Annotated in this window: 13 protein-coding genes; 9 read left to right on the forward strand and 4 right to left on the reverse strand. The window is 56.1% G+C overall.

The window, feature by feature from the left end; genetic code table 11:
- Window positions 1-27: 27 nt before the first annotated feature.
- From HZS52_RS03615 to HZS52_RS03635, 5 genes are read left to right on the forward strand one after another with little or no spacing between them, the layout of a single operon-like run.
- Entirely contained in the window at window positions 28-813 is a 786-nt protein-coding gene (locus HZS52_RS03615; protein ID WP_022520890.1) for an SDR family NAD(P)-dependent oxidoreductase, read from the forward strand.
- Window positions 810-2,177, forward strand: a complete 1,368-nt coding sequence (locus HZS52_RS03620; RefSeq protein ID WP_022520891.1) for an NAD(P)/FAD-dependent oxidoreductase — start codon at window positions 810-812, stop codon at window positions 2,175-2,177. The genes HZS52_RS03615 and HZS52_RS03620 overlap by 4 nt, the downstream gene beginning before the upstream one ends.
- Complete coding sequence (locus HZS52_RS03625; RefSeq protein WP_241254316.1) at window positions 2,177-2,974, forward strand: DUF1365 domain-containing protein; 798 nt, start codon at window positions 2,177-2,179, stop codon at window positions 2,972-2,974. The genes HZS52_RS03620 and HZS52_RS03625 overlap by 1 nt, the downstream gene beginning before the upstream one ends.
- Window positions 2,971-4,239, forward strand: a complete 1,269-nt coding sequence (locus HZS52_RS03630; RefSeq protein ID WP_190374159.1) for an SAM-dependent methyltransferase — start codon at window positions 2,971-2,973, stop codon at window positions 4,237-4,239. The genes HZS52_RS03625 and HZS52_RS03630 overlap by 4 nt, the downstream gene beginning before the upstream one ends.
- Window positions 4,240-4,749, forward strand: a complete 510-nt coding sequence (locus HZS52_RS03635; protein WP_022520893.1) for a DUF2878 domain-containing protein — start codon at window positions 4,240-4,242, stop codon at window positions 4,747-4,749. It abuts the gene before it with no gap.
- Here the strand turns inward: HZS52_RS03635 and HZS52_RS03640 are convergent.
- Window positions 4,727-6,568, reverse strand: coding sequence for a putative bifunctional diguanylate cyclase/phosphodiesterase (locus tag HZS52_RS03640; protein WP_190374160.1), 1,842 nt, complete (start codon window positions 6,566-6,568; stop codon window positions 4,727-4,729). The genes HZS52_RS03635 and HZS52_RS03640 overlap by 23 nt on opposite strands.
- A 281-nt stretch (window positions 6,569-6,849) precedes the next feature.
- Between HZS52_RS03640 and fabA the strand changes: the two genes are divergently transcribed.
- Both fabA and fabB read left to right on the forward strand, forming a co-directional pair.
- Window positions 6,850-7,365, forward strand: coding sequence for a 3-hydroxyacyl-[acyl-carrier-protein] dehydratase FabA (gene fabA / locus HZS52_RS03645; RefSeq protein WP_022520895.1), 516 nt, complete (start codon window positions 6,850-6,852; stop codon window positions 7,363-7,365).
- A gap of 13 nt (window positions 7,366-7,378) precedes the next feature.
- A complete protein-coding gene (fabB, locus tag HZS52_RS03650; protein ID WP_022520896.1) occupies window positions 7,379-8,596 on the forward strand; it encodes a beta-ketoacyl-ACP synthase I in 1,218 nt (405 codons plus the stop codon).
- Between the two features lie 105 nt (window positions 8,597-8,701).
- Here fabB and HZS52_RS03655 read toward each other — a convergent pair whose 3' ends face one another.
- Entirely contained in the window at window positions 8,702-9,436 is a 735-nt protein-coding gene (locus tag HZS52_RS03655; RefSeq protein WP_022520897.1) for a lysophospholipid acyltransferase family protein, read from the reverse strand.
- Window positions 9,433-10,323, reverse strand: coding sequence for a sugar nucleotide-binding protein (locus HZS52_RS03660; RefSeq protein WP_190374161.1), 891 nt, complete (start codon window positions 10,321-10,323; stop codon window positions 9,433-9,435). The genes HZS52_RS03655 and HZS52_RS03660 overlap by 4 nt, the downstream gene beginning before the upstream one ends.
- 693 nt (window positions 10,324-11,016) lie before the next feature.
- Between HZS52_RS03660 and HZS52_RS24325 the strand changes: the two genes are divergently transcribed.
- Window positions 11,017-17,319, forward strand: coding sequence for a CBM35 domain-containing protein (locus tag HZS52_RS24325; protein WP_223828042.1), 6,303 nt, complete (start codon window positions 11,017-11,019; stop codon window positions 17,317-17,319).
- A 114-nt stretch (window positions 17,320-17,433) separates the two neighbouring features.
- Window positions 17,434-24,093: a carbohydrate-binding protein gene (locus HZS52_RS24330; RefSeq protein WP_223828043.1), complete on the forward strand. Its 6,660-nt coding sequence runs from the start codon at window positions 17,434-17,436 to the stop codon at window positions 24,091-24,093.
- A gap of 89 nt (window positions 24,094-24,182) precedes the next feature.
- Here HZS52_RS24330 and HZS52_RS03670 read toward each other — a convergent pair whose 3' ends face one another.
- Window positions 24,183-24,830 (reverse strand): single-stranded DNA-binding protein, encoded by a 648-nt coding sequence (locus HZS52_RS03670; protein ID WP_022520910.1) that lies wholly within the window; start codon window positions 24,828-24,830, stop codon window positions 24,183-24,185.
- Window positions 24,831-24,843: the final 13 nt, after the last annotated feature.

Consider the following 24,843-nt stretch of genomic DNA (forward strand, 5'->3'; position numbering starts at 1 on the left):
TCACCGCAGGGAACCCGAGGAGGCTTAATGAGCACATGGAAAACGCCCCAACGCATTTGGTTAACCGGTGCCACCTCCGGCATTGGTGAAGCGCTTGCGCGTAAGCTCATCGCCCAAGGCCACCAGGTAGTGCTTAGCGCGCGCAGTGACGAAGCACTCGAAGCTCTGTGCCGGGGCCACCCCAATGCCCACCCTCTCCCGCTGGATATCAGCGACCGTCAAGCAGTGCTCAAGGCGGGTAACGACATCCGCGAGCAGCTCGGGGCGTTAAATTTGGCGCTCTTTAATGCCGGCACCTGCGAATATCTGAATGCTCAGCAGTTCGATATGGACTTAGTCGAGCGGGTTTTGAAGCCCAATCTATTCGGCACTTTGTACGGCGTCGAAGCCGCACTGCCGCTGTTGCGCGCGGCGCGCAAAGAGGGCCTCCTGGCTCGGTTAGCCGCCACCTCCAGCGCTTCAGCCTATTTACCGCTACCTCGTGCGGAAGCCTATGGGGCGTCTAAAGCCGCGGTAAGTTACTTTTTAGAGTCGCTGCGCTTAGACCTTGATCAGGAGGGCATTGAGGTCAGCCTGATCCACCCTGGCTTTGTTAAAACGCCGCTCACCGAACGTAATGACTTCCCTATGCCGATGCAGGTAACGGCAGAGCAAGCAGCTGATGCCATTATCGCGGGGCTGGTGAAGGGGCGGCTGGATATCCACTTTCCACGCCGGTTTACCTATCTGGTCAAATTGCTGGGCATTTTGCCCCCCACTGTGCGCCGTCAGATTGGCCTGCGCATGACCCGCAGCCAAAAGGAGTCGTCATGAGCGCCATGGCATCGCAAAGTTCTGGGGCATCACAACGTATTGCCATTGTTGGCAGCGGTATTAGCGGCATGGCAGCGGGCTGGTACCTCTCCGCCCAACATGACGTCACGCTGTTTGAAGCAGATTCACGCCTGGGAGGGCACACCGCCACCATGGACGTGAACGTTGCGGAACACTCCTACGCTATTGATACCGGCTTTATTGTCTTTAACGACTGGACCTATCCGCACTTTCAGCGCCTTATGGCCACCCTGGGCGTCGCCTCACAAGCCACCGAAATGAGTTTCTCGGTACATGAAACAGCGCGGGATTTTGAGTACAACGGTCATACCTTGGGCTCGCTGTTTGCCCAAAGACGCAATTTGTTTAATCCCTCTTTTTATCGCCTGCTGGGCGACATTCTGCGCTTTAACAAGCAGGCCACCAACGCGCTGGAGAGCCAACAGCTTCCCGAATATATAACCCTGGGTGAATACCTGGATCGCAACCACTACAACCGCGATTTTCAGCAGCGCTACTTACTGCCCATGGGGGCTGCCATCTGGTCGGCCAGCATCAGTGATTTACGCGCTTTCCCGCTGGCGTTTTTTGTGCGTTTTTTTCGCAATCACGGCCTGCTATCGGTCAACCATCGCCCCCAGTGGTACACCCTGGTGGGCGGTTCGAAAAGCTATATCCCCGGTCTGACGGCGCCCTATGCATCGCGTATTCACCTCAATACACCGGTCACCCGAATTACCCGCAACAGTACCGGCGTTAGTATCACCACGCCCTCCGGAACCCAGCGCTTTGACCAAGTAGTGCTCGCCTGCCACGCCGACCAGGCCCTGGCCATGCTGGGCGACGCCAGCAGCGACGAGAAAGCGATCCTCGGCGCCATGCCGTACCAGGATAACGAAGTGGTGCTACATACCGATACCGCCCTGCTGCCGCGGCGCAAGCGCGCCTGGGCGAGCTGGAATTACCGCCTGGATCAGCGCGATAGCGAAGCACGGGTATCGGTCACTTACGCTATGAATATCCTTCAACGGATAGAGAGCGACACCACTTTTTGCGTGACCCTGAACGACAGCGCCAGCATTGATCCAAACAAGGTGCTGGGCCGCTACACTTACGCACATCCCCAGTTCACCCTGGCTGGCCAGGCGGCTCAGGCACGACACGCCGACATTTCGTCTACGGCCCATCGCACCCACTTTTGCGGTGCTTACTGGCGTAACGGCTTCCACGAAGACGGCGTGTGGAGCGCACTGCGGGTGGCGCAAGCGTTAGGCTGTGATGAAGCCGCCCCGCCGCCTGCGCCACCTTCCGCGCTACCTGCCCATGAGCTGCTAACGCCGCAAGGTGTCGAGGGGCTGAGTTGATGGCTAGCATGCTGACTGAAATGACAGCTGGGATAACCACCCAGCCACGCTCGCGTATTTATCGTGGCACCCTACGCCACCGGCGCTTTACGCCCAAATCCCACGCCTTTAGTTACCAGCTATGGATGGCCTGGCTGGATTTGGACGAGCTGCCCGAGCTGTTCGACAAAGTGCCCGGCTTTAGTGCCCGTCGCCCTGCGCTGGCGCGTTTTCGTCGCGAAGACTATCTGGGGCCGGTTGATCGCCCGCTGAAAACCGCCGTTCGCGAAGAGCTAATTCGGCAGTTGGGAAGCGCGCCTAATGGCCGTATCTGCGTGCTTACCCAGCTACGCACGCTGGGCTGCATGTTTAACCCTATTTCCGTCTACTACGCTTACGACCACCTGGGGCGACTGACAGCCGTATTAAGTGAGGTCACCAATATGCCCTGGCGTGAGCGCACCTGCTACGCCAGCGCGGTGGATCCCTCACGCCATAGTCACCAAGCACATTTCGATAAAGACCTCCACGTCTCGCCGTTTAACCCCATGGAGATGACTTACCGTTGGAAGTTTAATGCACCCGGCGAAAAGCTCTTTCTGCATATGGAAAATTGGCAGGATCAGCAGTGCCATTTTGATGCCACGTTGACCCTTGACGCCTCACCCGCCACCCGCGGCACGTTGCTAAAAGCCTTGGCTCGCCAGCCATGGATGAGCCTGAAAACCATTGCGGGTATTCATTTTGAAGCACTTCGCCTGTGGCTGAAGCGCGTCCCCGTTTATAACCACCCCAAGCGCAAGGAGACTTCAAAGTGACGACCCTGCGTTCCACGCCCCCTAACCTTCAACCGGTTGCCGAAAGCCGCTTAACCAAGTGGCTAAAGCCACGCCTAATGGCCCAACTGGACACCTTTCGCGGCGGACGTATCACCCTGATTGAGGGCAATCAGTGTCATCACTTGGGTCAGCAAGGCCCGCTGCAGGTGACCGTGGTGATACGCCACTCCCGCGCTTGGAAACGTCTCGCCTTTGGCGGCACGGTAGGAGCTGCAGAATCGTACATGGACGGCGATTGGGACGCCGACGATCTGGTCGCCTTGGTGCGCCTGTTCGCCGCAAACCTTGAGCAGGTGAATACTAAAATGGAGAACGGCAGTGCCCGCTTTACCCGTTGGTTACTGGGCGCCACCTACCGATTTCAGCGCAACAGCTTAAGCGGCTCGAAACGCAATATTGCCGCCCATTACGATATCGGCAACGAGCTGTTTTCCACGTTTTTAGATCGTCATCACTGGATGTATTCAAGCGCCGTTTTCCCCTATCCAGAAGCCAGCTTGGAAGAGGCTTCTACCTATAAGCTCGATTTGATGCTTGAAAAGCTCGATGTACAGCCCGAGCATCACCTGCTAGAGATTGGTACCGGCTGGGGAGGACTGGCGATTCACGCCGCCAAAACCCGTGGCTGCCGTGTCACCACAACCACCATTTCGGACGAGCAGCACGCCCATACAGCAAAACGCATTATGGAAGAGGGGCTGGGGGACAGAATCACCCTGCTTAAGCAGGATTACCGGGAATTGACCGGCCGCTATGACCGGCTCATTTCGGTAGAGATGATTGAAGCGGTGGGGCATCAGTACCTCGATACCTACCTCAACAAGCTGGATAGCCTGCTGACCGACGATGGGCAGGCCATGCTGCAAGCCATCACCATCCGCGATCAGCGCTTTGAAGAAGCTAAACGCGATATGGACTTTATCAAGCGCTACATTTTTCCTGGCGGCTTTCTTCCCTCGCACCACGCCATGTTAACCAGCGTTATGCGTAAAACGTCGCTGAACATCGTCGCGCTGGATGAAATTGGCCCGCATTACGCGCGCACATTACGCGAGTGGCGCCACCGCTTCGAAGCCAGCCTGGAGCAGGTGAGAACACTGGGCTACGACGAGCGCTTTATTCGCATGTGGCGTTACTACCTGTGCTACTGCGAGGGTGGTTTTATCGAGCGCTCCATCGGCACCTGCCACCTACTGCTGGCGAAACCCGCGGCGAAACCCCTTCCGCTCACAGGCGCGCTCTAAATGGTATCGTGCAAGTGGCAGACGCTGGTGTTGAATGCCCTGCGCTTTGAGGCTGGCTGGCTACTATGCGTACTCGGTGGTTCATGGGTAGCAGCCTTTGCAGGGGGCAGCCTGTTGGCCTGGCATCTATGGCGCTGCGCGTGGCCCGGAGAGTGGCGCTTTATCGCCGGATTTGCGCTGCTGGGACTAGTGATTGATGGAGGCTTGCAATTACTAGGTGGTTTCGATTTTAACGATCAAACGCTGGTGCTAGGGCTTCTGCCGCTATGGCTATGGATGCTCTGGCCGCTGTTTGCCACCCTGGTCTATCACTCACTGGCCTGGCTGTGGCGCTACCCGCTGCTAGCCGCGCTATGTGGTGCCATTAGCGGCCCACTCTCTTATTATGGCGGCGCACTACTGGCAGAGGTGACCCTGTCGGCTTGGTTACTGCCCGCTCAGGCGCTCGTTTGGGCGTTGCTTTGTGTGGGTATTAGCTATTTTAAGCCTATGAGGCAGAGGGGACGGTGACTGGTGCAGGCACCAGACGTTTTTCCAACTCAGCGGCGGCAAGCGGCCGAGCAAAGTAGAACCCCTGTACGGACGTGCACCCGGCATTAACCAAGAACTGACACTGCTCTTTGGTTTCAACACCTTCGGCAATCACTCCTAGCCCCATGCCTTCCGCCATCGCTAGCACCGCCTTAACAATCGAGGCGTCCGCCTGATCGTGCGGCAGCTCTTTAATGAAGGCCCGATCGAGTTTAATTTTGTCCACCGGCAAGCGCTTCAAATAGCCAAGCGACGAATAGCCCGTACCAAAGTCGTCGATGGCAATCGCAAAGCCTTGATCCCGTAGCGCCTGCAAGCGTGGCCCCATATCCCCCGCACGCTCGTCGAGTAGCACCGACTCCGTCAGCTCTAAGCCAATTTGCGAAGACTTCAGTTGGTAACGCTTTAGGCAGGTCGTCAGTTGGCTCTCCAGGTCACCTTGAAACAGCTGCAGTGCCGAAATATTGACCCAAATTGTTAGCTTGGGCATAGCACTATTACGCCAATGGGCTTGCTGGGCACAGGCTTTTTCGATCACCCAGGCGCCCAGTTGACTCATTAAACCATGCCTCTCGGCCAACGGAATAAAGTCGCCTGGGGAAATCATGCCATCCTTGGGATGGCGCCAACGCAGTAACGCCTCCATGCCCACCAGCTCGCCGCTGGCAGGGTCATGCTGGGTTTGATAATGCAGTTCCAACTGGTCACCGGAAATAAGCGCGGCGCGCAGGTCACTGACCAGCGCCAGTTGAGGATTATCCTGCTTATCCAGCGCCGGGCGAAAGCGCTGACTTAAGTTACGTCCTAGCCGTTTGGCGCTATAAAGCGCCGACTCTAAGCGCTGGAAGAGTACGCCGGAGTCGTTACCATCTTCAGGCACGCGACAGCTGCCAATCGTGAGCCCTAAGCGCAGCGATTGGTCGTTAATTTCAAAGGGCCGACTCATATGCTCACGCAGGGTGGCTACCCACTGGTCGTGATCGTCAAAAGTGGTGGTACGGATTACCATAAACTCATCGCCGCCCAGGCGCCCTACCACGCTCCCTGCTACATAGCCTGTTAGCCGCTGGGCAAAACGTGCTAACAGCCGATCACCCTGCTCAACCCCCAGGCTATCGTTGACTGATTTCAAACCATCTATATCCACCAGCGCCATATCCAGGCTCTCACCTGCGCGTAAATGGCGCAGCCGAGAGGCAAGCAGATCGTGGAGACGGCGACGGTTAGGCAGCCCAGTGAGAGGGTCCTCATAGCCGATACGGCGTAAATCGCGCTCACGAGCTTTTTGTGCCGAAATATCGGCAAACAAATTAATAAAATGGGTAATGTTGCCGCGTTTGTCGGTCACGGCACGGACTTTTAGCCACTCGGGGTACTCGTCGCCGTGTTTACGGCGGCTCCACATTTCACCTTCCCAGCGGCCGGTGCTTTTTAGCGTACTCCAAAACGTTTGATAAAAGGCTTTGTCATGGCGCGGGGCTGCCAGTGTCTCCAGCTTCAGCCCTTGAATCTCTTGGCTGGCATAGCCGGTAATTTCGGTAAATGCTGGGTTAACCACCATCACGCGATTTTGCGCATCGCTAATCACCATGGCATCGCTGGCAAGTCTTAACGTATCTTGCGACAGTCGCAGACGTAGCTGCTGTTGACGCACTTGTTTCCAGGCGTCCCACAGCCCAAGCGCGACCAGCGATGCTGCCACCAGACGTAGCATCGCATCAGGTATCCAAACACAGGCGGGAAGCGCCGTCAGTGCGACCCAAACTAACGGACGATTGAGTGAAACAGGAAGCCACATGGCGATTCGCTATACCCTATACAAATTAACTCAGATAAAAATTAGCGTTAGGTGCCATGCTGATCATGCCGCCTAATAAGTCACTTGGATACTCTATATTACGGCAATGGAACACTTATTGTGCATAATCGGCTATTAATGAGCCAAGCCGCTCACTTTTAGTGCTATCGGCCAACCCGCTAAAATCTCTAGCGATGGACGATAAATAGCCTGTTACGTGCATTCAGCGGTTTCGGGAAGTAGACTAGCCACACAACCAATTTGATATTCGGAACGATTCAGTGACCAAGCAACATTCCTTTGATCGCGAAGAACTGCTGGCCTGCTCCCGCGGCGAGCTATTCGGCCCCGGAAATGCACAGCTCCCGGCTCCTAACATGCTGATGCTTGATCGCATCAAGCACATTCACGAAGAGGGCGGTGAGCATGGCAAGGGCGAACTGATCGCCGAGCTGGATATCACGCCTGACTTGTGGTTCTTTGACTGCCACTTCCCTGGGGATCCCGTTATGCCTGGCTGTTTAGGGTTAGACGCCATGTGGCAGCTAGTCGGGTTTTACCTGGGCTGGCTAGGCCACCCTGGTCGCGGACGTGCGCTTGGCTGCGGCGAAGTTAAATTCAGCGGACAGATCCTGCCGGATGCACAAAAAGTGACCTATAGCATTAATATTAAGCGTATTATTACCCGACGTCTTATCTTGGGTATCGCCGACGGCACCGTAACCGTCGACGGACGCGACATTTATCAGGCTAATGATCTGCGCGTTGGCCTATTTACCTCCACTGCGAATTTCTGAACAGGAGGCTCCCATGCGACGAGTGGTAGTCACCGGCCTTGGCATCGTATCGTGCCTTGGCAACGACCAACGACAGGTCCTGGACGCGCTCAAAACTGGGCGTAGCGGTATTCGTTTTAAGGAAGAGTATGCCGAGCGTGGCTTCCGTAGCCATGTGGCAGGCAGCGTCGATATCGATCTTGAAGCACTCATTGACCGCAAACTGCTCCGCTTTATGGGCGACGCGGCGGCCTATGCTTACGTTTCTATGGCCCAAGCCATCGAAGACGCTGGGCTAAGCGAAGCGCAGGTCTCCAACGAGCGTACGGGGCTTATTGCGGGCTCTGGCGGTGCTTCAAGCGCTAATCAGGTTGAAGCAGCCGACATACTGCGCGAAAAAGGTCTGCGCCGCGTTGGTCCTTATCGCGTCACTCGGACAATGGGTAGCACTGTGTCAGCGTGCTTGGCAACGCCGTTTAAAATCAAAGGCGTCAATTACTCCATCTCTTCTGCCTGCGCGACCTCCGCACACTGTATTGGCAGCGCGATGGAACAAATTCAGCTTAACAAGCAGGATGTGGTATTTGCCGGTGGCGGAGAAGAGGAGCACTGGACCCTCTCCTGTTTGTTTGATGCCATGGGTGCGCTCTCTACCCACTACAACGATACCCCTGAAAAGGCCTCACGCCCTTACGATAAAGCTCGTGACGGCTTTGTTATCGCCGGCGGCGGTGGCATGCTGGTGTTGGAAGAACTCGAGCACGCTAAAGCCCGCGGCGCCAAGATCTATGGCGAACTGGTGGGTTACGGCGCGACTTCTGACGGCCATGATATGGTCGCCCCTTCGGGAGAAGGTGCTACGCGTTGCATGCGTCAGGCGATGGCAACGGTCGATGGTGATATTGACTACATCAATACCCATGGCACTTCGACACCCGTCGGCGATGTTGCCGAACTGAAGGCGATACGCGAAGTGTTTGGGAATACAACACCTGCCATGAGCTCGACCAAATCGCTCACCGGCCACTCCCTGGGGGCTACCGGTGTACAGGAAGCGATCTACTCACTGCTGATGATGCAACACAACTTTGTTGCCGCCTCAGCGAATATCACCGATTTGGATGAGCAGGCCGACGGCTTTGATATTGTCACCGAACGCCGCGATGACGTGACGATAGAACGTGCCTTGTCTAATAGCTTCGGCTTTGGCGGTACCAATGCGTGTTTAGTCTTCCAGCGTTTCAACGACTAACGCTAGTACGGCTACTCGCATGATAAGCATAAAAACGGCGCCCATTGGGCGCCGTTTTTATGCTCAGGCTTTTATGTACAGGCGTAACGTATACGCAAAAGACGGTTACCGAGAGGTAGGCCGTGGCACGTCTGAAATTTCCTGTAACTGCGCTTCAATCCACGCCTCGACGTCTGCGAGCACTTCATCGGGCATACGCCCGGCTGTTTCAATCGGCTTACCAATGCGCACACGCAGTACGCCTGGCCGCTTAACCCAGTGGCGGCCTGGCCAGCGTTCACCCGCATTATGAGCCACCGGCAATACCGGCACCCCTGCCCGACACGCCACCACGCTGCCACTTTTGTTATAGCGTTTGCGGATGCCTGGATCTACCCGTGTCCCTTCAGGAAAAATCAGTACTGAAAGCCCCGTTCCCAAACGCTCGACGCCTTGAGTAAGCACTTGCTTCATCGCCCGTGCTGGTTTCGAGCGGTCCAGACTAATCGGGCGAAGCAGACGCAACCCCCAGCCAAAGATCGGCAGGCGCAGTAATTCGCGCTTTAACACGGTACATACCGGTGGCTTCATCACCTGTAGAAACACGGTTTCCCACTCACACTGGTGGTTGGCTTGAATCACACACGGGCCACTGGGCAGGTTTTCCCGTCCTTGGATGTCGTAGCGCACCCCGCAGGCAATACGAAACCACACCATCAAAAAGTAGTTATACAAATTAAGCAATCGGTAGCGGCCAGACAGTGGAAGAAACGGCGCAATGGGCAGAAACAGAATGCCGATCATCAGCATGGCCAAAAAGTAGCCAGCATAAAAGACCAAGCTGCGAACCACATTTATCAAGCCGACGCTCCTGTATCGCTGACACGGTTACTTTCACGGGTTAAACACCACGTATCCAACATACGCCCAGCCTCTAACCGCCACGGTTTTTGATGAACGCCAAACACATCCAGCACACGCCGGCAGTTCAAAACGCGCCGTAGCTTTGCATCATGATGATGTTTAAGCGGCTGAACCTCGCCGAGGGTAATCTGCTCACCGCGCCCCTCAAGGTGCGTTAACAGCTGAGTACGCACCATGGAGGTAAAGGTAAAGGCGCTGACCGGCTCGGTACCAGCAAGATGGTAAGCCCCCCAAGCCTCAGCACCGCTGACCTGCTGCTGTAGCATGCCAATCAGCGCCATGGCGACGGCATCCGCGGAGGTCGGGCAAAAAATTACGTCCTCTGCAGCACGCACAGCCTTCCCAAGAACTAAATTACCAATGATCTCATTTAGCCACGCATGGCTGCCTTCCAGCGCAAACAGCGGGCCTAAGCGCACAATCAAATGACGCTGAAACTCTGCACGGATGCGATCACCGGTCTGCACCAGACGGCGCAAGCTGTCATCCCTTGGCGCGGGCACCACATGTTCATCAATGGGGACATCCAAGCCATCTTCGTAGAGCTGATCGGAGACACACCATATCAACGCTACGTTTTGCGCCTGGCAGGCATCCAGACAACTATCTACCGCATCGGCATGCGCCGTCACATCCGCTGGCGCCATATTCAGTGGATGGGCCAATGGTGGGATAATCACGGCATCAGGGGCTATCGCCTCAAGGCGCGAAGCGGTAATAATTGTGCCCTGTTCAATGACTAACTCCGTATCGGCGCGACGGCTTGCTTCCCGAGCCAGTGCCAAGCTTAAGCAGTGGCCGGCATCCAATATCAAAAGTTTCACAACCATCCTCTGCACAATTTACAAACATTGGTGCCTCCACCCAAGGTCTAGGCACTGCCGTACAAGATAAGGCTCATGGCTGCCGCTCGGCGGCAGGCGCGATACACTTTACTGGTTCTCGCCCCCCGTAGGAAGCCTCCTCACTGCCGTGACCAACGAATTTGGCCGCTATTACGGCAAGAATAAACCGTATGAAAAACCAATCTTAAATAGCTGCATAAGGAATTTTATCAGGCTAAATCTCCTTAACAGCTGGAGCGAGATGATATCAACCACGGTTTACTGCTTAAAAAGCTAATAACTGCCTAATGACATTCTTGACTATATAGGCAACAAAAGAGCTCAAACATTAGTCACTCTTCAACTCAAGAAAACCAAATCCTCATTACAAAATAATCATTTTTTTAGCTCCGTCGCTGAGAAAATTATCTAGCACTCATATTGCATTAGCTATAACTCCCTACTTTCTAAAAACAATCTTTAAGAAACGAACCTAGCAATACAACGATATTAGAAATTTAACCCTTGTGAGATATGAGATGTTAACTAAGGTAAACAATTGTAACGAGCATTGGGCCAGAGTGGCCACTACACGGCTCGTGGGGATCTTATGCTCAGCACCTTCTCAATACCAACAAACCTAATATGCCAGGTGTTACCTGCACTTAGCTAATTACATCACAGGGGTGTCTTATGTTCTCTATTTCTTGGGTCGAAGCAGCAAGCGGTGAAGCCCAGCGTGGCTTAAACAACGCACAGACAGTGGCAGTAGATGAAATAGAAAATAGTGCAATTCGTATCATTCCTATCATTAATACACCCCTTGATTCGTTATCTCTTACGGACTCAATCGAATTAACCATCATTAATAGCGAGGGTGAGTCATTAACGCTCACGAAAACATCTCCACCTTTTATCTTCGATGACCTCCCTAACTTTACCAATGGTGACGTTCAACTATTGATTAGCGCCCTCGATAGTGAAGGTAACTTAATTGAAGATAGCAATGAGACTGTCACCTTTGAAGTCACCGCAAGCCTTCCCGTGCCTCCTGTTTTTACCCCCCTTCGTATTCAGGCAGAAGATACCGACAATACAGATGGTGACAGCAATTATGCTGTTATGACGGGCGGCGTGACCACGTCCGCCGTCGGCGAGCCCAACGCCGTTAATGCTGATGGCAATGCCTACGCGGATTTTGTTGAATCAAGTGGTGAAACCCTTACCTTCAATGTCGATGTTCCTGAGACGGGTGAATACGAGCTGGCAGTAAGCTACGCCTTGAGTCGGAACAACGACGATGTCGCCAGCGAACGCAATCGCCCTCTGCGGCTAGAAGTGAATGATCAGCTCGTTGATCGCATGTTTGATCTTCGCAGCACCAGCGCTGAAGGAAATAATAATTCGAGCGACTTTACCACTTTTGCTGAGCGAACCATTATCGTGCAGCTTCAGGAAGGGCAAAACAGCGTTAGCTTTACCTCTAATGGCATCAGCGGGCCCAACGTAGATTACCTCGAAATCCGCAAACCCGCACCCGGCAGTCAGGTTATCCAGGGAGAAGACCTGATTACGTCACCGGATCCTGACATGTCTGCAGGTGGAAACAATACCAATCGCCCTATCACCACTGATAATATCGCTGCTCTAAACGACACGTTCCGAGTGGGTGCCGAAGGGGCTAGCTACTTGGATTGGGCGTTTGGTAACACCGATGCCTATGGGGAGTTTGTATATCAAGCGCCCGTCGCGGGCACCTACTCAATGACCGTCACTTATGCTAGTCAAAATGACAGGCCACTTGATCTATCTCTAATAGAAGGTAATGACGTAACCGCCCTTGGCACCTTCGCGTTTGTGGAGACGCCCCCCCCTCTTTATATGCCTGATGATCTCGATGATCTGCCCAGTGGCGTAACTACCAGCACACCCGCGGCCTCTGAATGGGAAGGTTGGACTACCGAAACGCTCGAATTCACCCTGGCCGCAGGCGAAAACCTGCTGCGGCTGGGCGGGCGGGCCAACGGCCCCAATATCGACAAAATTGAAATGGCATTAGTATCAGCAGAGCCTTCAGCGCCCACCGCCCTACTGCTGGATAACAACAGCGTGCTGGAGAACCAGGAGGGCGCCGTTATTGGTCAACTTATTGTGGAAGACCAAGACGACGATACCCACAGTTTTACCGTTAGCGACGAACGTTTCGAAGTCAGTGCCAACGGCGTATTGCGTCTAAAAAGTGGCAATAGCCTTGATTTTGAAACGGCAACTTCGGTCAGCGTTGAGGTCACTGCTACCGACCCGGTGGGAGCGAGTGTCAACGAAACATTCGTCATAGCCGTTGGTGATGTTGAAGATAGCGTTACACCTCCTCCCGAGCCCGCCGATCCTATCCGTTTACAGGCGGAAGCGTTCGACACTGCCACGACCTTTACCATCGAGAACATCGCCGCCGCCGATGGCGGCCAAGCTATTCGCTTACCCGGCAGCAGCGAAGGCACGGCCAGCTATGCACTCGATGGCAAGGTGGCTGCCGGTACCTATACCGTCATCGTCGGCTATGTCGACGAGAGCGACGGTGAAAGTAGTGCCCAGCTGAGTATCGGTAACGCCACCGGCGAGAGCTTTAGCGGCAATTGGATCTTCGATGACGACGCTGACAGCGGCAACGGTGTTCAGCCGCAAAACTTTCGCACTGCCACCTTTGCCGATGTGACCGTGGGCGATGACGCTACCCTATCGCTCAGCGCCAGCTCGACGGCGTTGGAGTACGCGCGCATCGACTATATCGAGTTTGTGCCCACGGGCAGCGTAGATCCAGAGCCGACTATTCTGCTGGGCATCGCCGATGCCGACCCGGTGGTAGAGAGTGACGATGAGGGCGTCACCACGCTGAGCTTTGCATTGAGCGCCTCAAACACTTTTAGCGGTGACGTGGAGCTTGCCCTGGAAATTGATGGCGTTGCCGACACCCGCACGGTCACCTTCACTGACGGGGTCGCCACCCTAGCGATTGATGTCGCCAACGACGACGAAGATAACGGTAGCGAAACCGTCACGGTCGCGCTTATCGGCGCCACCGGTGACAGCTTCGCCATCGACAGCACCGCCGCGACGGCCAGCGGTAGCGTAAGCGAAGATGACGAAGTAGAGCCCCCCGTTGAATCAATTCGCCTACAGGCGGAAGCGTTCGACACTGCCACGACCTTCACCATCGAGAACATCGTCGCCGCCGATGGCGGTCAGGCTATCCGCCTGCCCGGGAACAGCGAAGGTACCGCCAATTACGCCCTTGATGGCAAGGTGGCTGCCGGTACCTATACCGTCATCGTCGGTTACGTCGACGAGAGCGACGGCGAAAGCACTGCCCAACTGAGCATCAGTGACGCCACAGGCGAGAGCTTCAGCGGCAATTGGATCTTCGATGACGATGCCGACAGCGGCAACGGTGTTCAGCCGCAAAACTTCCGCACCACCACCTTTACCGACGTGACCGTGGGCGATGGCTCTACGCTGTCGCTCAGCGCCAGCTCAACGGCGTTGGAGTATGCGCGCATCGACTATATCGAGTTTGTGCCCACGGACAGCGGCGAGCCGGAGCCGACTATCCTGCTGGGCATCGCCGATGCCGATCCGGTGGTAGAGAGTGACGATGAGGGCGTCACTACGCTGAGCTTTGCATTGAGCGCCTCAAACGCTTTTAGCGGTGACGTGGAGCTTGCCCTGGAAATTGATGGCGTTGCCGATACCCGCACGGTCACCTTTATCGACGGTGCCGCCACCCTAGCGGTTGATGTCGCCAACGACGACGAAGATAACGGTAGCGAAACCGTCACGGTCGCGCTTATCGGCGCCACCGGTGACAGCTTCGCCATCGACAGCGCCGCCGCGACGGCCAGCGGTAGCGTAAGCGAGGATGATGCCGTTCCAGACACTGTCGCGCCCATCGTTATCCAGGCAGAGGATGCTGCTCTGGTCACCGTCAATGATAGTGGCCTACCCTCCAATGCCGATTTCACGCGGGTGGTAGATCCTAATAATCCCGATGCCTTCACTAATTACCGCGAAGGAGCCGTCGGTGGTGCCTATATGGACTTTGGCACAAACCCCGGCGACGAAGTTATCTTCAACGTTGAAACCGAGGTAGCTGGCACCTACACCGCGGTAATTCGTTACGCCAACGGTAGCGCAGGGCCCCGCCCCCTTGACCTAATGATCAATGGAACGCCTGCTCCCCAAGCGGCTTTCCCGCCGGCAGTCAATGATGGCGTCAACGATCCATGGGATAGCTGGCTAGAGCTTGAAGTGGAGATGGAGCTTCAAGCTGGCCCCAACAGCGTCTCATTTGCCATACCGGCAGTGGCCGATGGCGGTGTCAACAACGGCCCCAATATCGATCAGATTATCTTCAACTACCAGCAGGACGACGGCGGTGAAACACCCACCGAGCCCTTCCTGTTTGAGATTCAGGGTGAAGCGCTCACCATCGATGATGATGAGCCCACCCCCGATACAGTGGTTCGCGACGCTAGCAATCCAGAAACCAATGCAGCCGCTGGCCCGGACGGCCTATGGGATGGTTTTACCGGCAGCGGCTACCTCGATATGGGCAACGAAGCCGGTGATGCGGCCTTCTTTGAGGTAGCCGTCGAAGAAGCGGGCACTTATACCCTGAATGTGCGCTATGCCAACGGTGATGGCGCCGGGGCTAGCCGACCGATGACTCTCCTGGTAGGTGGCGCCCCCCAGGGCGAACTGGCCTTCCCCACCACTGGCGCAGGCAACGACGGCTGGGTGAATTGGCAAGACGCCACCATTGAGCTGGAACTGATGGCGGGCAACAACACCATACGACTTGAGAATATAGGTAATGCTGGCCCCAATATCGATAGTCTGAGTGTTAGCCGCGAGGGAGAAGAGGAGCCCCCCTTCGTTGAACCGGGGGAGCGCTTTGCCGTCAAGATTAATTTCGAGCCCGATGGCTTTGCCACCCCGGAAGGCTATATCGCCGATACCGGCTTAGCGTTTGGCGATCAATCCGTCGAGATCGATGGCCAAGTTTACCAGTACGGCTGGGTTACCGAGGCCTCCATCGCCGATGGCACCGAAAATGGCACTATACCGATGGCGATCAATACCCTCTCCAGTGTCGCCGTTAACGATCGTACCGACGACATCGTCGGTCTTGACCCCCGCCAGGGCACCTACGCCCACTTTGACCAGCCTGCGGAAGGCTATGTCCGCGCCGGCTGGGAAATGGAACTGGACGACGGCTATTACGAGGTCACCATTGCTATCGGCGATACCTCAGGCCCATATGACAGCGTCAACCTGATCAACGCAGAGGGAGAGCAGTTCAATACGCCCTTCTCACCGCTACGGCCGGATGATTTCCCCGCGGACAGCAACCCCAGCAACGACACCGAAGGCTTCCGCTCCGAGTTGGTCACCCGGGTGGTGCAAGTTACCGATGGGCGCCTGACCCTGGATTCGATTGGCCTGGGTGAGAATACCGAGATCCAGTATATCGAAATCCAGTCGCTTCCCGACCTGACACCGGAGGATGACCGTGAGGCACCGGAAGATTACGCCTTCTTCACCGACCCGCGTGCCATCGCTGGGGTGGGTGAGAACGAGATCCGGGTCGAATTAGACGCCGAGGACGGCACTCCCCCTACCGGTGTCGATCCCGATTCGGATATTTTCGTGGGCATCTCGGTCGTCGATGGCCGCGGCGGCGCCCTGCTCGAAAGCCTGGGTGATGGGTCGGTGCGGTTATTTGAAACCGTTACTGGCGAAGAGGTAGCACTCAACGTCAATACCACCGGTGGCTTCGATTCGCTGACTATTTCTCCCAACAGCATGCTCAAAGAGTTCACCAGCTACACCTTGGTCATCGAAGGCTTTCAGGATCGTGGCGCCAATGACGACCCAGACGCACCGACCCGGGAATTTCAGAAATTCACCAACACTTTTGTCACCGGTGAAGCCTCTGAAATTGTGCCAAGAGAAGTAGCATTCAACGATGTCATTGAGCTCAACGGCGCTGCCGACAACGCCTACCAGTTCACCTCGCTGGAGCTATCCCCTGATGGCAGCAAGATGTACATCTCGAATATGCTGGGCGAGATCAAGCGTTACGACGTTAACCCGCAAACCGGTGCGCTCTCCAATGAGCAAGTGTTGGCACTCGACTATTTTGCAGGGGATTCGGCAGGATCGCGGGGCATTATCGGCCTAACCTTCGACCCTACCGATCCCAATGTCCTGTGGGTAAGCGATAACTATCCGATTCCACTTGAAGGGCGTGATAATGGCGTCCCCGATTTCAGTGGACGCATTTCCAAGATTACCCTGGAAGAAGGTGACGCTTTCAACGCCACTGCTGAAGCCTATATCACCGGACTGCCGCGCTCCAACGGCGACCACGTTACCAATAGCCTCGAATTCCGCGCCAACCCCGAATTCGATGCCAACACCAACCCAGACGTACCGAGCCACTTGCTCTACCTGCTGCAAGGATCGAACTCGGCGATGGGGGCACCCGATAGTGCTTGGGGTAACCGTCCTGAGCGCCTGCTCAGTGCCGCTGTCATGGAAATAGATCCGACCCGTGAAGCGCCAGCAGGTGGCTTTGATGTGACCACCGAGCCCTTGCCTGAGGATGGCTTCAACCGCCGTTTCACCGACGATGACGGCGTTGATTTCAAGGCAGACCCGATTGCCATGGGTGATGACCGTTTTCTGGTCTTCGCGGCCAACGGTACTGCAACCGTAGAGGATTCCGATGGTAATCTGATCGAAAGTTATTATAACCCTTTCGCCGATGACGCCGTGGTCAAAATTTTTGCCACCGGCGTACGCAATGCCTACGATCTGGTCTGGCACTCCAATGGCAACCTCTATGTCCCGACCAACGGTTCGGCGGCTGGCGGTAACGTACCGGATGACCCCTCGACGCCGCAAAATGAATACGCAGGTAACGTCGAAAAATAGGACGACTACCTGTTTACGGTTAAGGAAGGGGGCTATTACGGCCATCCCAATCCCCTGCGCGATGAATTTATCCTCAATGGCGGTAACCCAACCGCAGGCAACGATACTAACCAGGTGGGCAACTACCCGGTCGGCCAGCAGCCTGATCCCAATTACGATATTGAGGGCGTCTATTCGCTAGGCGAGAACCGTTCTCCCAACGGCGTCACCGAGTACACCAGCGGCGTGTTTGGCGGCAACCTGCAAGGTAGTGTGCTGTTCACCGAATATTCTGGTGGTGACGATATACGCTCCATTACTTTCGACGCCGCAGGCAACATCACTGGGGACGAAGTGCTCCGCGATGTGAATGGTAACGTTATCACCTACATAGACCCGCTGGATATTATCGAAAACCCGGCCACCGGCCAGCTCTACCTGCTGACGCTGAACCGCAACAACGGTCAGAGCCAGATCATTCGCCTTGACCCAGCGCCAGGTGGCGTCATTGTCGATCCTGAAGAGCCTGATGAAGACCTGGTGTCGCTATTTGCTATCCAGGCGGAAGATAACACTCCCGACGATGGCACCAGCGTATCGGTGGCCGAAGGCGGTGGCGCGGAAATAGAGATCCGTACCACTGATAATCCTGAAGCCAACCAGCCCACCGGCGTGCGACCTGGTGCCTTCGGTTTGGACGGTAACAATGATGATACCGATGGCGTATTAGGCGGCTATGCCGATTTTGGCAGTACGAATAGCGACTTTATCACCTTCAGTTTCGAGCTATCAGGGGCCGATGCGGGTGATTCAGTGCTGCGAGTTCGCTACGGTAACGGCGACACGGTTAATCGCCCGCTGGAAGTATTCGTCAATAACGTTAGCGTAGGTACCTTCGGCTTCAGCCCACCCGCTGGCGTCACTGGCGATGATGCCTGGAACGAGTGGCTAACGCTGGATATCCCAGCGTCGCTGGTATCAGGGCTTAATACGGTACGCTTCCAGGCCGTCAATAACACGGGCCCCAATATCGACCAGTTGGAGATCCTACAGGCCCCCGAAGACACATCGCCCGGCTACACCAACTACGAAGCTGAAAACGCTCAGCTCGATGGGCCGGTGATTATCACCAACAGTGAGGATGACCGCAACGCCTCGGGTGAAGGGTTCGTCGATTTCAATGGCACCAGCGACCAGAGTATTACCTGGACAGTAGAGGTCGATGAGGCTGGCACCTACGACGTTGGCTTCCGCTATGCCCTGGCAGCCTCCAAGGCTGACCGTCCAATGGTAGTCACCGTCAACGGTATCGATATTGGCACGCTCAATTTCCCAGGTCAGAGTAACGAAGCTGAGGATAACTGGTTCTTCCAGTCAACCGAGTTAACCCTGGGCACAGGCAGCAATACTATTACCGTCACAGCCCCGGGGGCCGATGGCCCCAATGTCGACCTGCTGCGCATCGCGGATACCCCATTGGATACCTTCGAGCCCGTTTACGCAGACATTGATGGCAGTGGCCGTATCGAGCTTGAAAGCGGCGATAGTGCCCGGGCTGTCAATGACCGTACCGCCGACTTCTACTTCACGGTGAATGAGGACGGCGCCTACAAACTTGACCTGGCCGCCAATGCGGGCGCACCGGATGGTGGTGCGTTGACGCTGCTGCTCAACGGGCAGCCGGTGGATGAGATGAGTTTCCCAGGCGTTGGCGAGGCCGGCGAGCAGTCCGCCTATATCGAGCTTCAGGCGGGACTCACCTACAACCTGCGGGTTGTTTCCACGGCGGATGGCGTCGATGAAATCGACTACCTCGATATCTCGCCCGCCCCCGGCAACCCCGATGCGGATATCGGTATCCAGAGCAACGATGCGGCCTACTACTCCGACCGCTTGCACTTCAGCTACCTGGAGAACGACAGCGCCTCCAACCCTAACCGTGACTATAAAGAGGATGCCACGGTCACCATCAGCAATACCGGCACCAATGAGCTGGTCTTTATTGACACCGATCTTGATGGCCCCTTCACTCTCGTCGATCCCGATATCTTCGCTGGCCTGACACTGGCTGCAGGAGAATCGATTGACGTGCAAGTGCTGTTTGACCGCGCGGCCTATACGCCACCCACTAACGATGCCGGCGACGGCGTCTTCGAGGGAACGCTGCGCCTGGTCACCAACGATGCGGACACCCCCGTCGCCGAGGTGCACCTGGCAGGCTTCTGGCAGGCGCGTGACGAAGGCGGCTGGGAGCCCAACGTCAACGAGGTCTGGGAAGTGTTCGGTTTTGGCAACGTCATCCAGGGGCTAACCACCGTAGGTGGTGGCGAGAACTCGGTTCTCAACGACTTCGACCTTTACCGGCCGGTCAATGATGACGAGGTGATGTCACGTTACTGGAAGATAGCCGATGGCTTCGAGTCGGCCACGATTACCCAGTTGGCGGCCTACCACGGCAACGGGGGAGCAACGCTGGGGATTCATAATCCCGGCAATAAAAACCAGGATATTATCCTTTCCGATCATGCAGGCGACAATAACCAGTCGCTACTGCCTATCAAGGCCAATGGACAATTCGCGACGGCAACGTTCACTCGCGACCAAATCCCCGACGGCTGGATCGGTAACGATATCTTTGGTATCGAGGTTGCCAATCTCTCAACCGACCCGTCGCTCAATCCCACTGGAGGCGGCACGGTACCGCCAGGGGCGGAAGACATTGAGCGTGGCTATACCGTGCGGGTATTCCAGGCACTGGATGCCAATGGCAACGTAATCCCTAACACCTACCTGGGCGTGATGGATTACACCGGCATCAACTATGACTACAACGACAACATGTTTGTCATTGAAGGGATCTCACCGGTTTCCGGCGGCGAGATCTCCATCACCAACCTGGATGGGGTACTCTCGGATGATCGCCTGGTGATGAGCCGAATAGAAAACCCGGCCAACGCCAGCCAGGTGTTCCACGACGAATCGACCTTTACCATCACCAACGATGGCTTCGCCGACCTGGAGATCAGCAGCCTGGCAATTTCCGATCCGAGCCTATTTGAGATCGTGGGAGCCACCGAAAACCTGATCATTCCCGCCGGCGGCACACTGGATGTCACCGTTCGCTTTATCGCCGAGGATTTCGATGACGGTACGCTGTATGAGTCCACGCTGATCATTAACTCAAACGACGGTGATGAGGGAACCAAAACGATCCAGCTGGCGGGGATTGCCCAGGGCCAGTCGGAGAATGGCCAGGAGCCGCTGGTACAGGAGATCATCGACGCCTTCGGCTTCTCGACCAATGTGGCCGAGGGGCAGATGAATCAGGGCGGGCTGGTGGAAGCGAACGGGGATGAGATTCTCTCGCCCTACTTCCAGCGTGCCGACGGTCAATCGCCGATCAAGATCACCCAGTTGGCGGCATATCATACCCAAGGCGATGTGGCGCGACTGTTTATCCACGATGTGGATAGCCGGGATCGTGACGAGGTACTGGCCCACGACGAGCAGGATGGGCAAACGCTGCTGCCGCGGGCACTCAATAGTGGCGACTTGCTGACCACCACCACTCTGGATCGGGACGCGCCCTTTGGCTTCTTTGCGGACATTACCGGTCGCCAAGGCTACATCTCCTGGTCTGACCCCGATGCCAACCTCTACGAAGACACCATCGATGCTATCGGCAGCCCCGGCACCAACCTGAACTGGGACGAAAACGACGGCCACCTGATTCGCGTCTACGTAGCGAAAGACGCAGCAGGCAACGTCATTCCCAATACCTATATCGTGATTCAGGACTATGCGGGGGTGAACTACGACTACAACGACAATATCTTCCTGGTCGAGAATGTTCAGACCTATGACCCCACCGGGGTGGAGGATGCCGATGGCAACGGCCGCATCGATCTCTATGACGACAGTGACGGCGATGGCATTCCGAACTTCCTGGATGACCAGGCACCTGTAGAGCAAACTGCTTACAATACAGGCGAAACGCCGTGGACACTCGGGGCGGATGGATTGACGCTGGAAGCCAAGCTGTTCGATAACGGTGGCCAGGGCGTGGCCTACAACGACACCACCACCGCCCATCAGGGTGCAGCGTTCCGCTCCGACGAAGCGGTGGATATCTCCAACGGCACCGAAGCCTTGGGTTATATCGCCGATGGCGAGTGGGTCGAGTACACGCTCAATGTTGAAACGGCAGGCACCTATGCACTGAGCTTCCTCACCTCGGCAACATCAAATGGAAAATCCATCACCGCCGCTTTTGAGCAGGATGGCAACTTCCAGAGCAGTGCCTCGATCAACCTGCCCAATACCGGCAGCTTCACCAGCTTCCAGACGGTTGGCCCACTGGAGTTCGATCTTGATGCTGGCGAGCAAGTGTTGCGACTGACGTTCAACGGCGGCCAGCTTGACCTGCAGTCGTTCAGCTTCGAGGCGATCGACCTGGGAGAGGAGGAGCAACAGCCCTTCAACACTAACCAAACGCCATGGCTGGTAGAGGATGAAGGCCTCGTGCTGGATGCCGTCAACTACGATAGCGGCGGCCAGAATGTTGCCTACAACGACAGCAGCGAGAATCAGGAAGGTAGCAACTTCCGGGGCGATGGCGTGGACATCGTCGGTGACGGTTCGGCCATCGGCTGGATCGAAAACAATGAGTGGGTCGAGTACACGCTCAATGTGGCTCAGGCAGGCACTTACGAGCTCTCCTTCCTCTCGGCGCTGGGGTCGACCGGTGGTGCCGCACGCTCCATTACTGCGTCCTTCGCCCAAGGGGATAGCCCTTACACCACCGCCTCGCCGGTCAGCGTGAACTACAGCGGCAGTTGGACGACCTTTGTACCCACCGACAGCGTACAGGTAGAACTGGAAACCGGTGAACAGGTGCTGCGCTTAACCTTTAACGGCGGCTCCCAAGACCTGGCTTCCTTTAACCTATCACCCATCGACACCAATACGGCACCGGTGGTGAACACGGGGCTAGATGATCTTGAGGCAACGGCCGATGAGCCGTTTACCTTTACGATCCCAACGGATGCCTTCAGCGATGCCGATGGCGATACCCTGAGCTACACCGCCAGCGGCCTTCCGGCAGGGCTCTCCATCTCGGCGGCGGGGGTAATCACTGGTACGCCTTCTGCGGCGGGCAGCTTCGATATTATCGTGACCGCCTCGGATGGCAGCGTGAGTATTGATACCGGCTTTACGCTGAATGTGGCAACGGCGCCCATTGCCGATGAGCAAACACCGTTCAATGACACAGAAACCCCTTGGGCTGTGGGCAATAACTTGACCTTGGATGCTGCGCTTTTCGACGTGGGGGGCGAGGGTATCTCCTGGAGCGATGCCGATGCAGAGCAACTGGGCAATAGCTTCCGTGAAGGCGGTGTGGACATCGTCGGCGACGGCGAAGCGATTGGCTGGGTCGATAACGGCGAGTGGGTGGAATACACCATTAACGTTAACCAGGCGGGTACCTACCGTCTCTCCTTCATGACCTCAACGCCGGAAGATGGGCGCAGCATTACCGCCTCGGCAGAACAGGGTGGATCGGTCTACACCACCTCGTCACCACTGGCGGTGCCTAATAGCGGCTCGTGGAACAATTTCGTGTCAACCAGTGCCTTGGATCTCGATTTACAGGCCGGTGAACAAGTACTGCGCCTGACCTTTAATGGCGGCAGTATGGATATTCAATCGCTGACGCTTGATCGCGAAACGGGGCAGGAAGCCTTCAACGATACCGGGACTCCATGGGAGGTCGGTGCCGATGGCCTCACGCTCGACGCGGCGCTCTTCGACACCGGTGGCCAAGGCGTTGCCTACAACGATGCCGACGCCGAGCAGTTAGGTAGTGGCTTCCGTGAAGGCGGTGTGGATATTGTCGGCGAGGGTGAAGCGATCGGCTGGGTGGATAACGGCGAATGGGTTGAATACACCATCAACGTTAATCAGGCCGGCACTTACAATCTGTCCTTCATGACCTCAACACCCGAGGATGGTCGTAGCATTACCGCTTCGGTCGAACAGGGCGGACCGGTCTATTCCACGTCATCACCGCTGGCGGTGCCCAATAGCGGCTCGTGGAACAATTTCGTGGCAACCGACACGCTGGAGTTAGACCTGCAGGCCGGTGAGCAAGTGCTGCGCCTCGCCTTTGAGGGCGGTGGCATGGACATTCAGTCACTAATGCTTGAGCGCGAAACGGGGCAGCAAGCCTTCAACGACGAAGGCAATCCCTGGGAGATCGGTGAAGATGGCCTTACGCTGGATGCAGCCCTGTTCGACACTGGCGGTCAGGGGGTTGCTTACAACGATGCCGATGAATTTCAGATTGGTAGCGACTTCCGTGAAGGGGGCGTGGATATCGTCGGTGACGGTGAGGCCATTGGCTGGATCGACGACGGCGAATGGCTAGAGTACACCGTTGATGTCGCTGAAGCTGGCGAACACAGCTTCTCGTTTATCACCGCGTCACCCTCTAATGGCCGCAGCATAACGGTCGCCGCTGAGAAAGATGGCGTGTTCTACGCACAAGCCTCCCCGCTTAGCGTTCCCAATAGCGGCGACTGGGGAAACTATGTCCAAGGGCCGGAGGTGACGCTCAACTTGCAGGAGGGGGAACAAGTAGTACGGTTAACCTTCAATGGTGGCTCAATGGATCTTCAATCACTCATCATTGAGCAAAGCGAGAACCAGCCCTCAGCACTAAGCCTTAATAGCGGTGAAGATGCCCTGGGGGTGACGGGAGTTCAAGAGCCATCAACGAGTGAGCTGTTGTTCTAACCGCGGTTACCAAGCCTGGTACGCAATATAGCCCGCTTTTTAGCGGGCTATATTGTGATCTCGTTAATCGTTTTAGGCGTTTTGCGTCTTTAGAACGGGATCTCATCGTCGAAGTCGTCGAAGTTACCCGGATCCGGAGCGCCGTAGCTGCTGTTCTGCTGGTTGGGCGGTGGAGCTTGGTTGCCCTGGTGCGGTGCTGGCTGAGCGGGCCGTGGTGGCTGTTGTGGGCTCTGCCCGCCAGGGTAGTTATTTCCGCCTTGAGGCGCACCACCCTGAGGGGGATAGCCGCCTTGGTGATTAGCAGCAGGATTATTTTGAGCCGGCGCATTCTGGGGGGCGTTCTGAGGAGCGTTCTGGGAATAGTTATTTTGCGGAGCGCCACCGCCCTGGTAATCACCGCTACGGCCATCAAGCATCTGCATATCGTTGGCAACGATTTCCGTCGAGTAGCGATCTTGCCCATTCTGATCCTGCCACTTACGGGTTTGCAGGCGCCCTTCAATATAGACTTTGGAGCCTTTTTTCAGGTACTGCTGGGCGATCTCAGCGGTTTTATTGAACATCACCACGCGGTGCCATTCGGTGCGCTCTTGGCGTTGACCGCTTTGGCGATCCATCCAGGTATCAGTGGTGGCCAGGTTTAGGTTGGCCACAGCGGTGCCGCTGGGAGTGAAACGCACCTCTGGATCCTGCCCGAGGTTGCCAATCAGAATGACTTTGTTAATGCCGCGAGCCATAAGGCGCTCCTTT

Source organism: Vreelandella titanicae (genome assembly GCF_014697095.1).
Classification (GTDB): Bacteria; Pseudomonadota; Gammaproteobacteria; order Pseudomonadales; family Halomonadaceae; genus Vreelandella; species Vreelandella titanicae.

Bases quoted from the DNA above. Each gene is read 5' to 3' on its own strand.
- HZS52_RS03615 (WP_022520890.1), top strand. From the start codon at position 28: ATGAGCACATGGAAAACGCCCCAACGCATTTGGTTAACCGGTGCCACC.
- HZS52_RS03620 (WP_022520891.1), top strand. From the start codon at position 810: ATGAGCGCCATGGCATCGCAAAGTTCTGGGGCATCACAACGTATTGCC.
- HZS52_RS03625 (WP_241254316.1), top strand. From the start codon at position 2,177: ATGGCTAGCATGCTGACTGAAATGACAGCTGGGATAACCACCCAGCCA.
- HZS52_RS03635 (WP_022520893.1), top strand. From the start codon at position 4,240: ATGGTATCGTGCAAGTGGCAGACGCTGGTGTTGAATGCCCTGCGCTTT.
- HZS52_RS03640 (WP_190374160.1), bottom strand. From the start codon at position 6,568: ATGTGGCTTCCTGTTTCACTCAATCGTCCGTTAGTTTGGGTCGCACTG.
- fabB (WP_022520896.1), top strand. From the start codon at position 7,379: ATGCGACGAGTGGTAGTCACCGGCCTTGGCATCGTATCGTGCCTTGGC.
- HZS52_RS24325 (WP_223828042.1), top strand. From the start codon at position 11,017: ATGTTCTCTATTTCTTGGGTCGAAGCAGCAAGCGGTGAAGCCCAGCGT.
- HZS52_RS03670 (WP_022520910.1), bottom strand. From the start codon at position 24,830: ATGGCTCGCGGCATTAACAAAGTCATTCTGATTGGCAACCTCGGGCAG.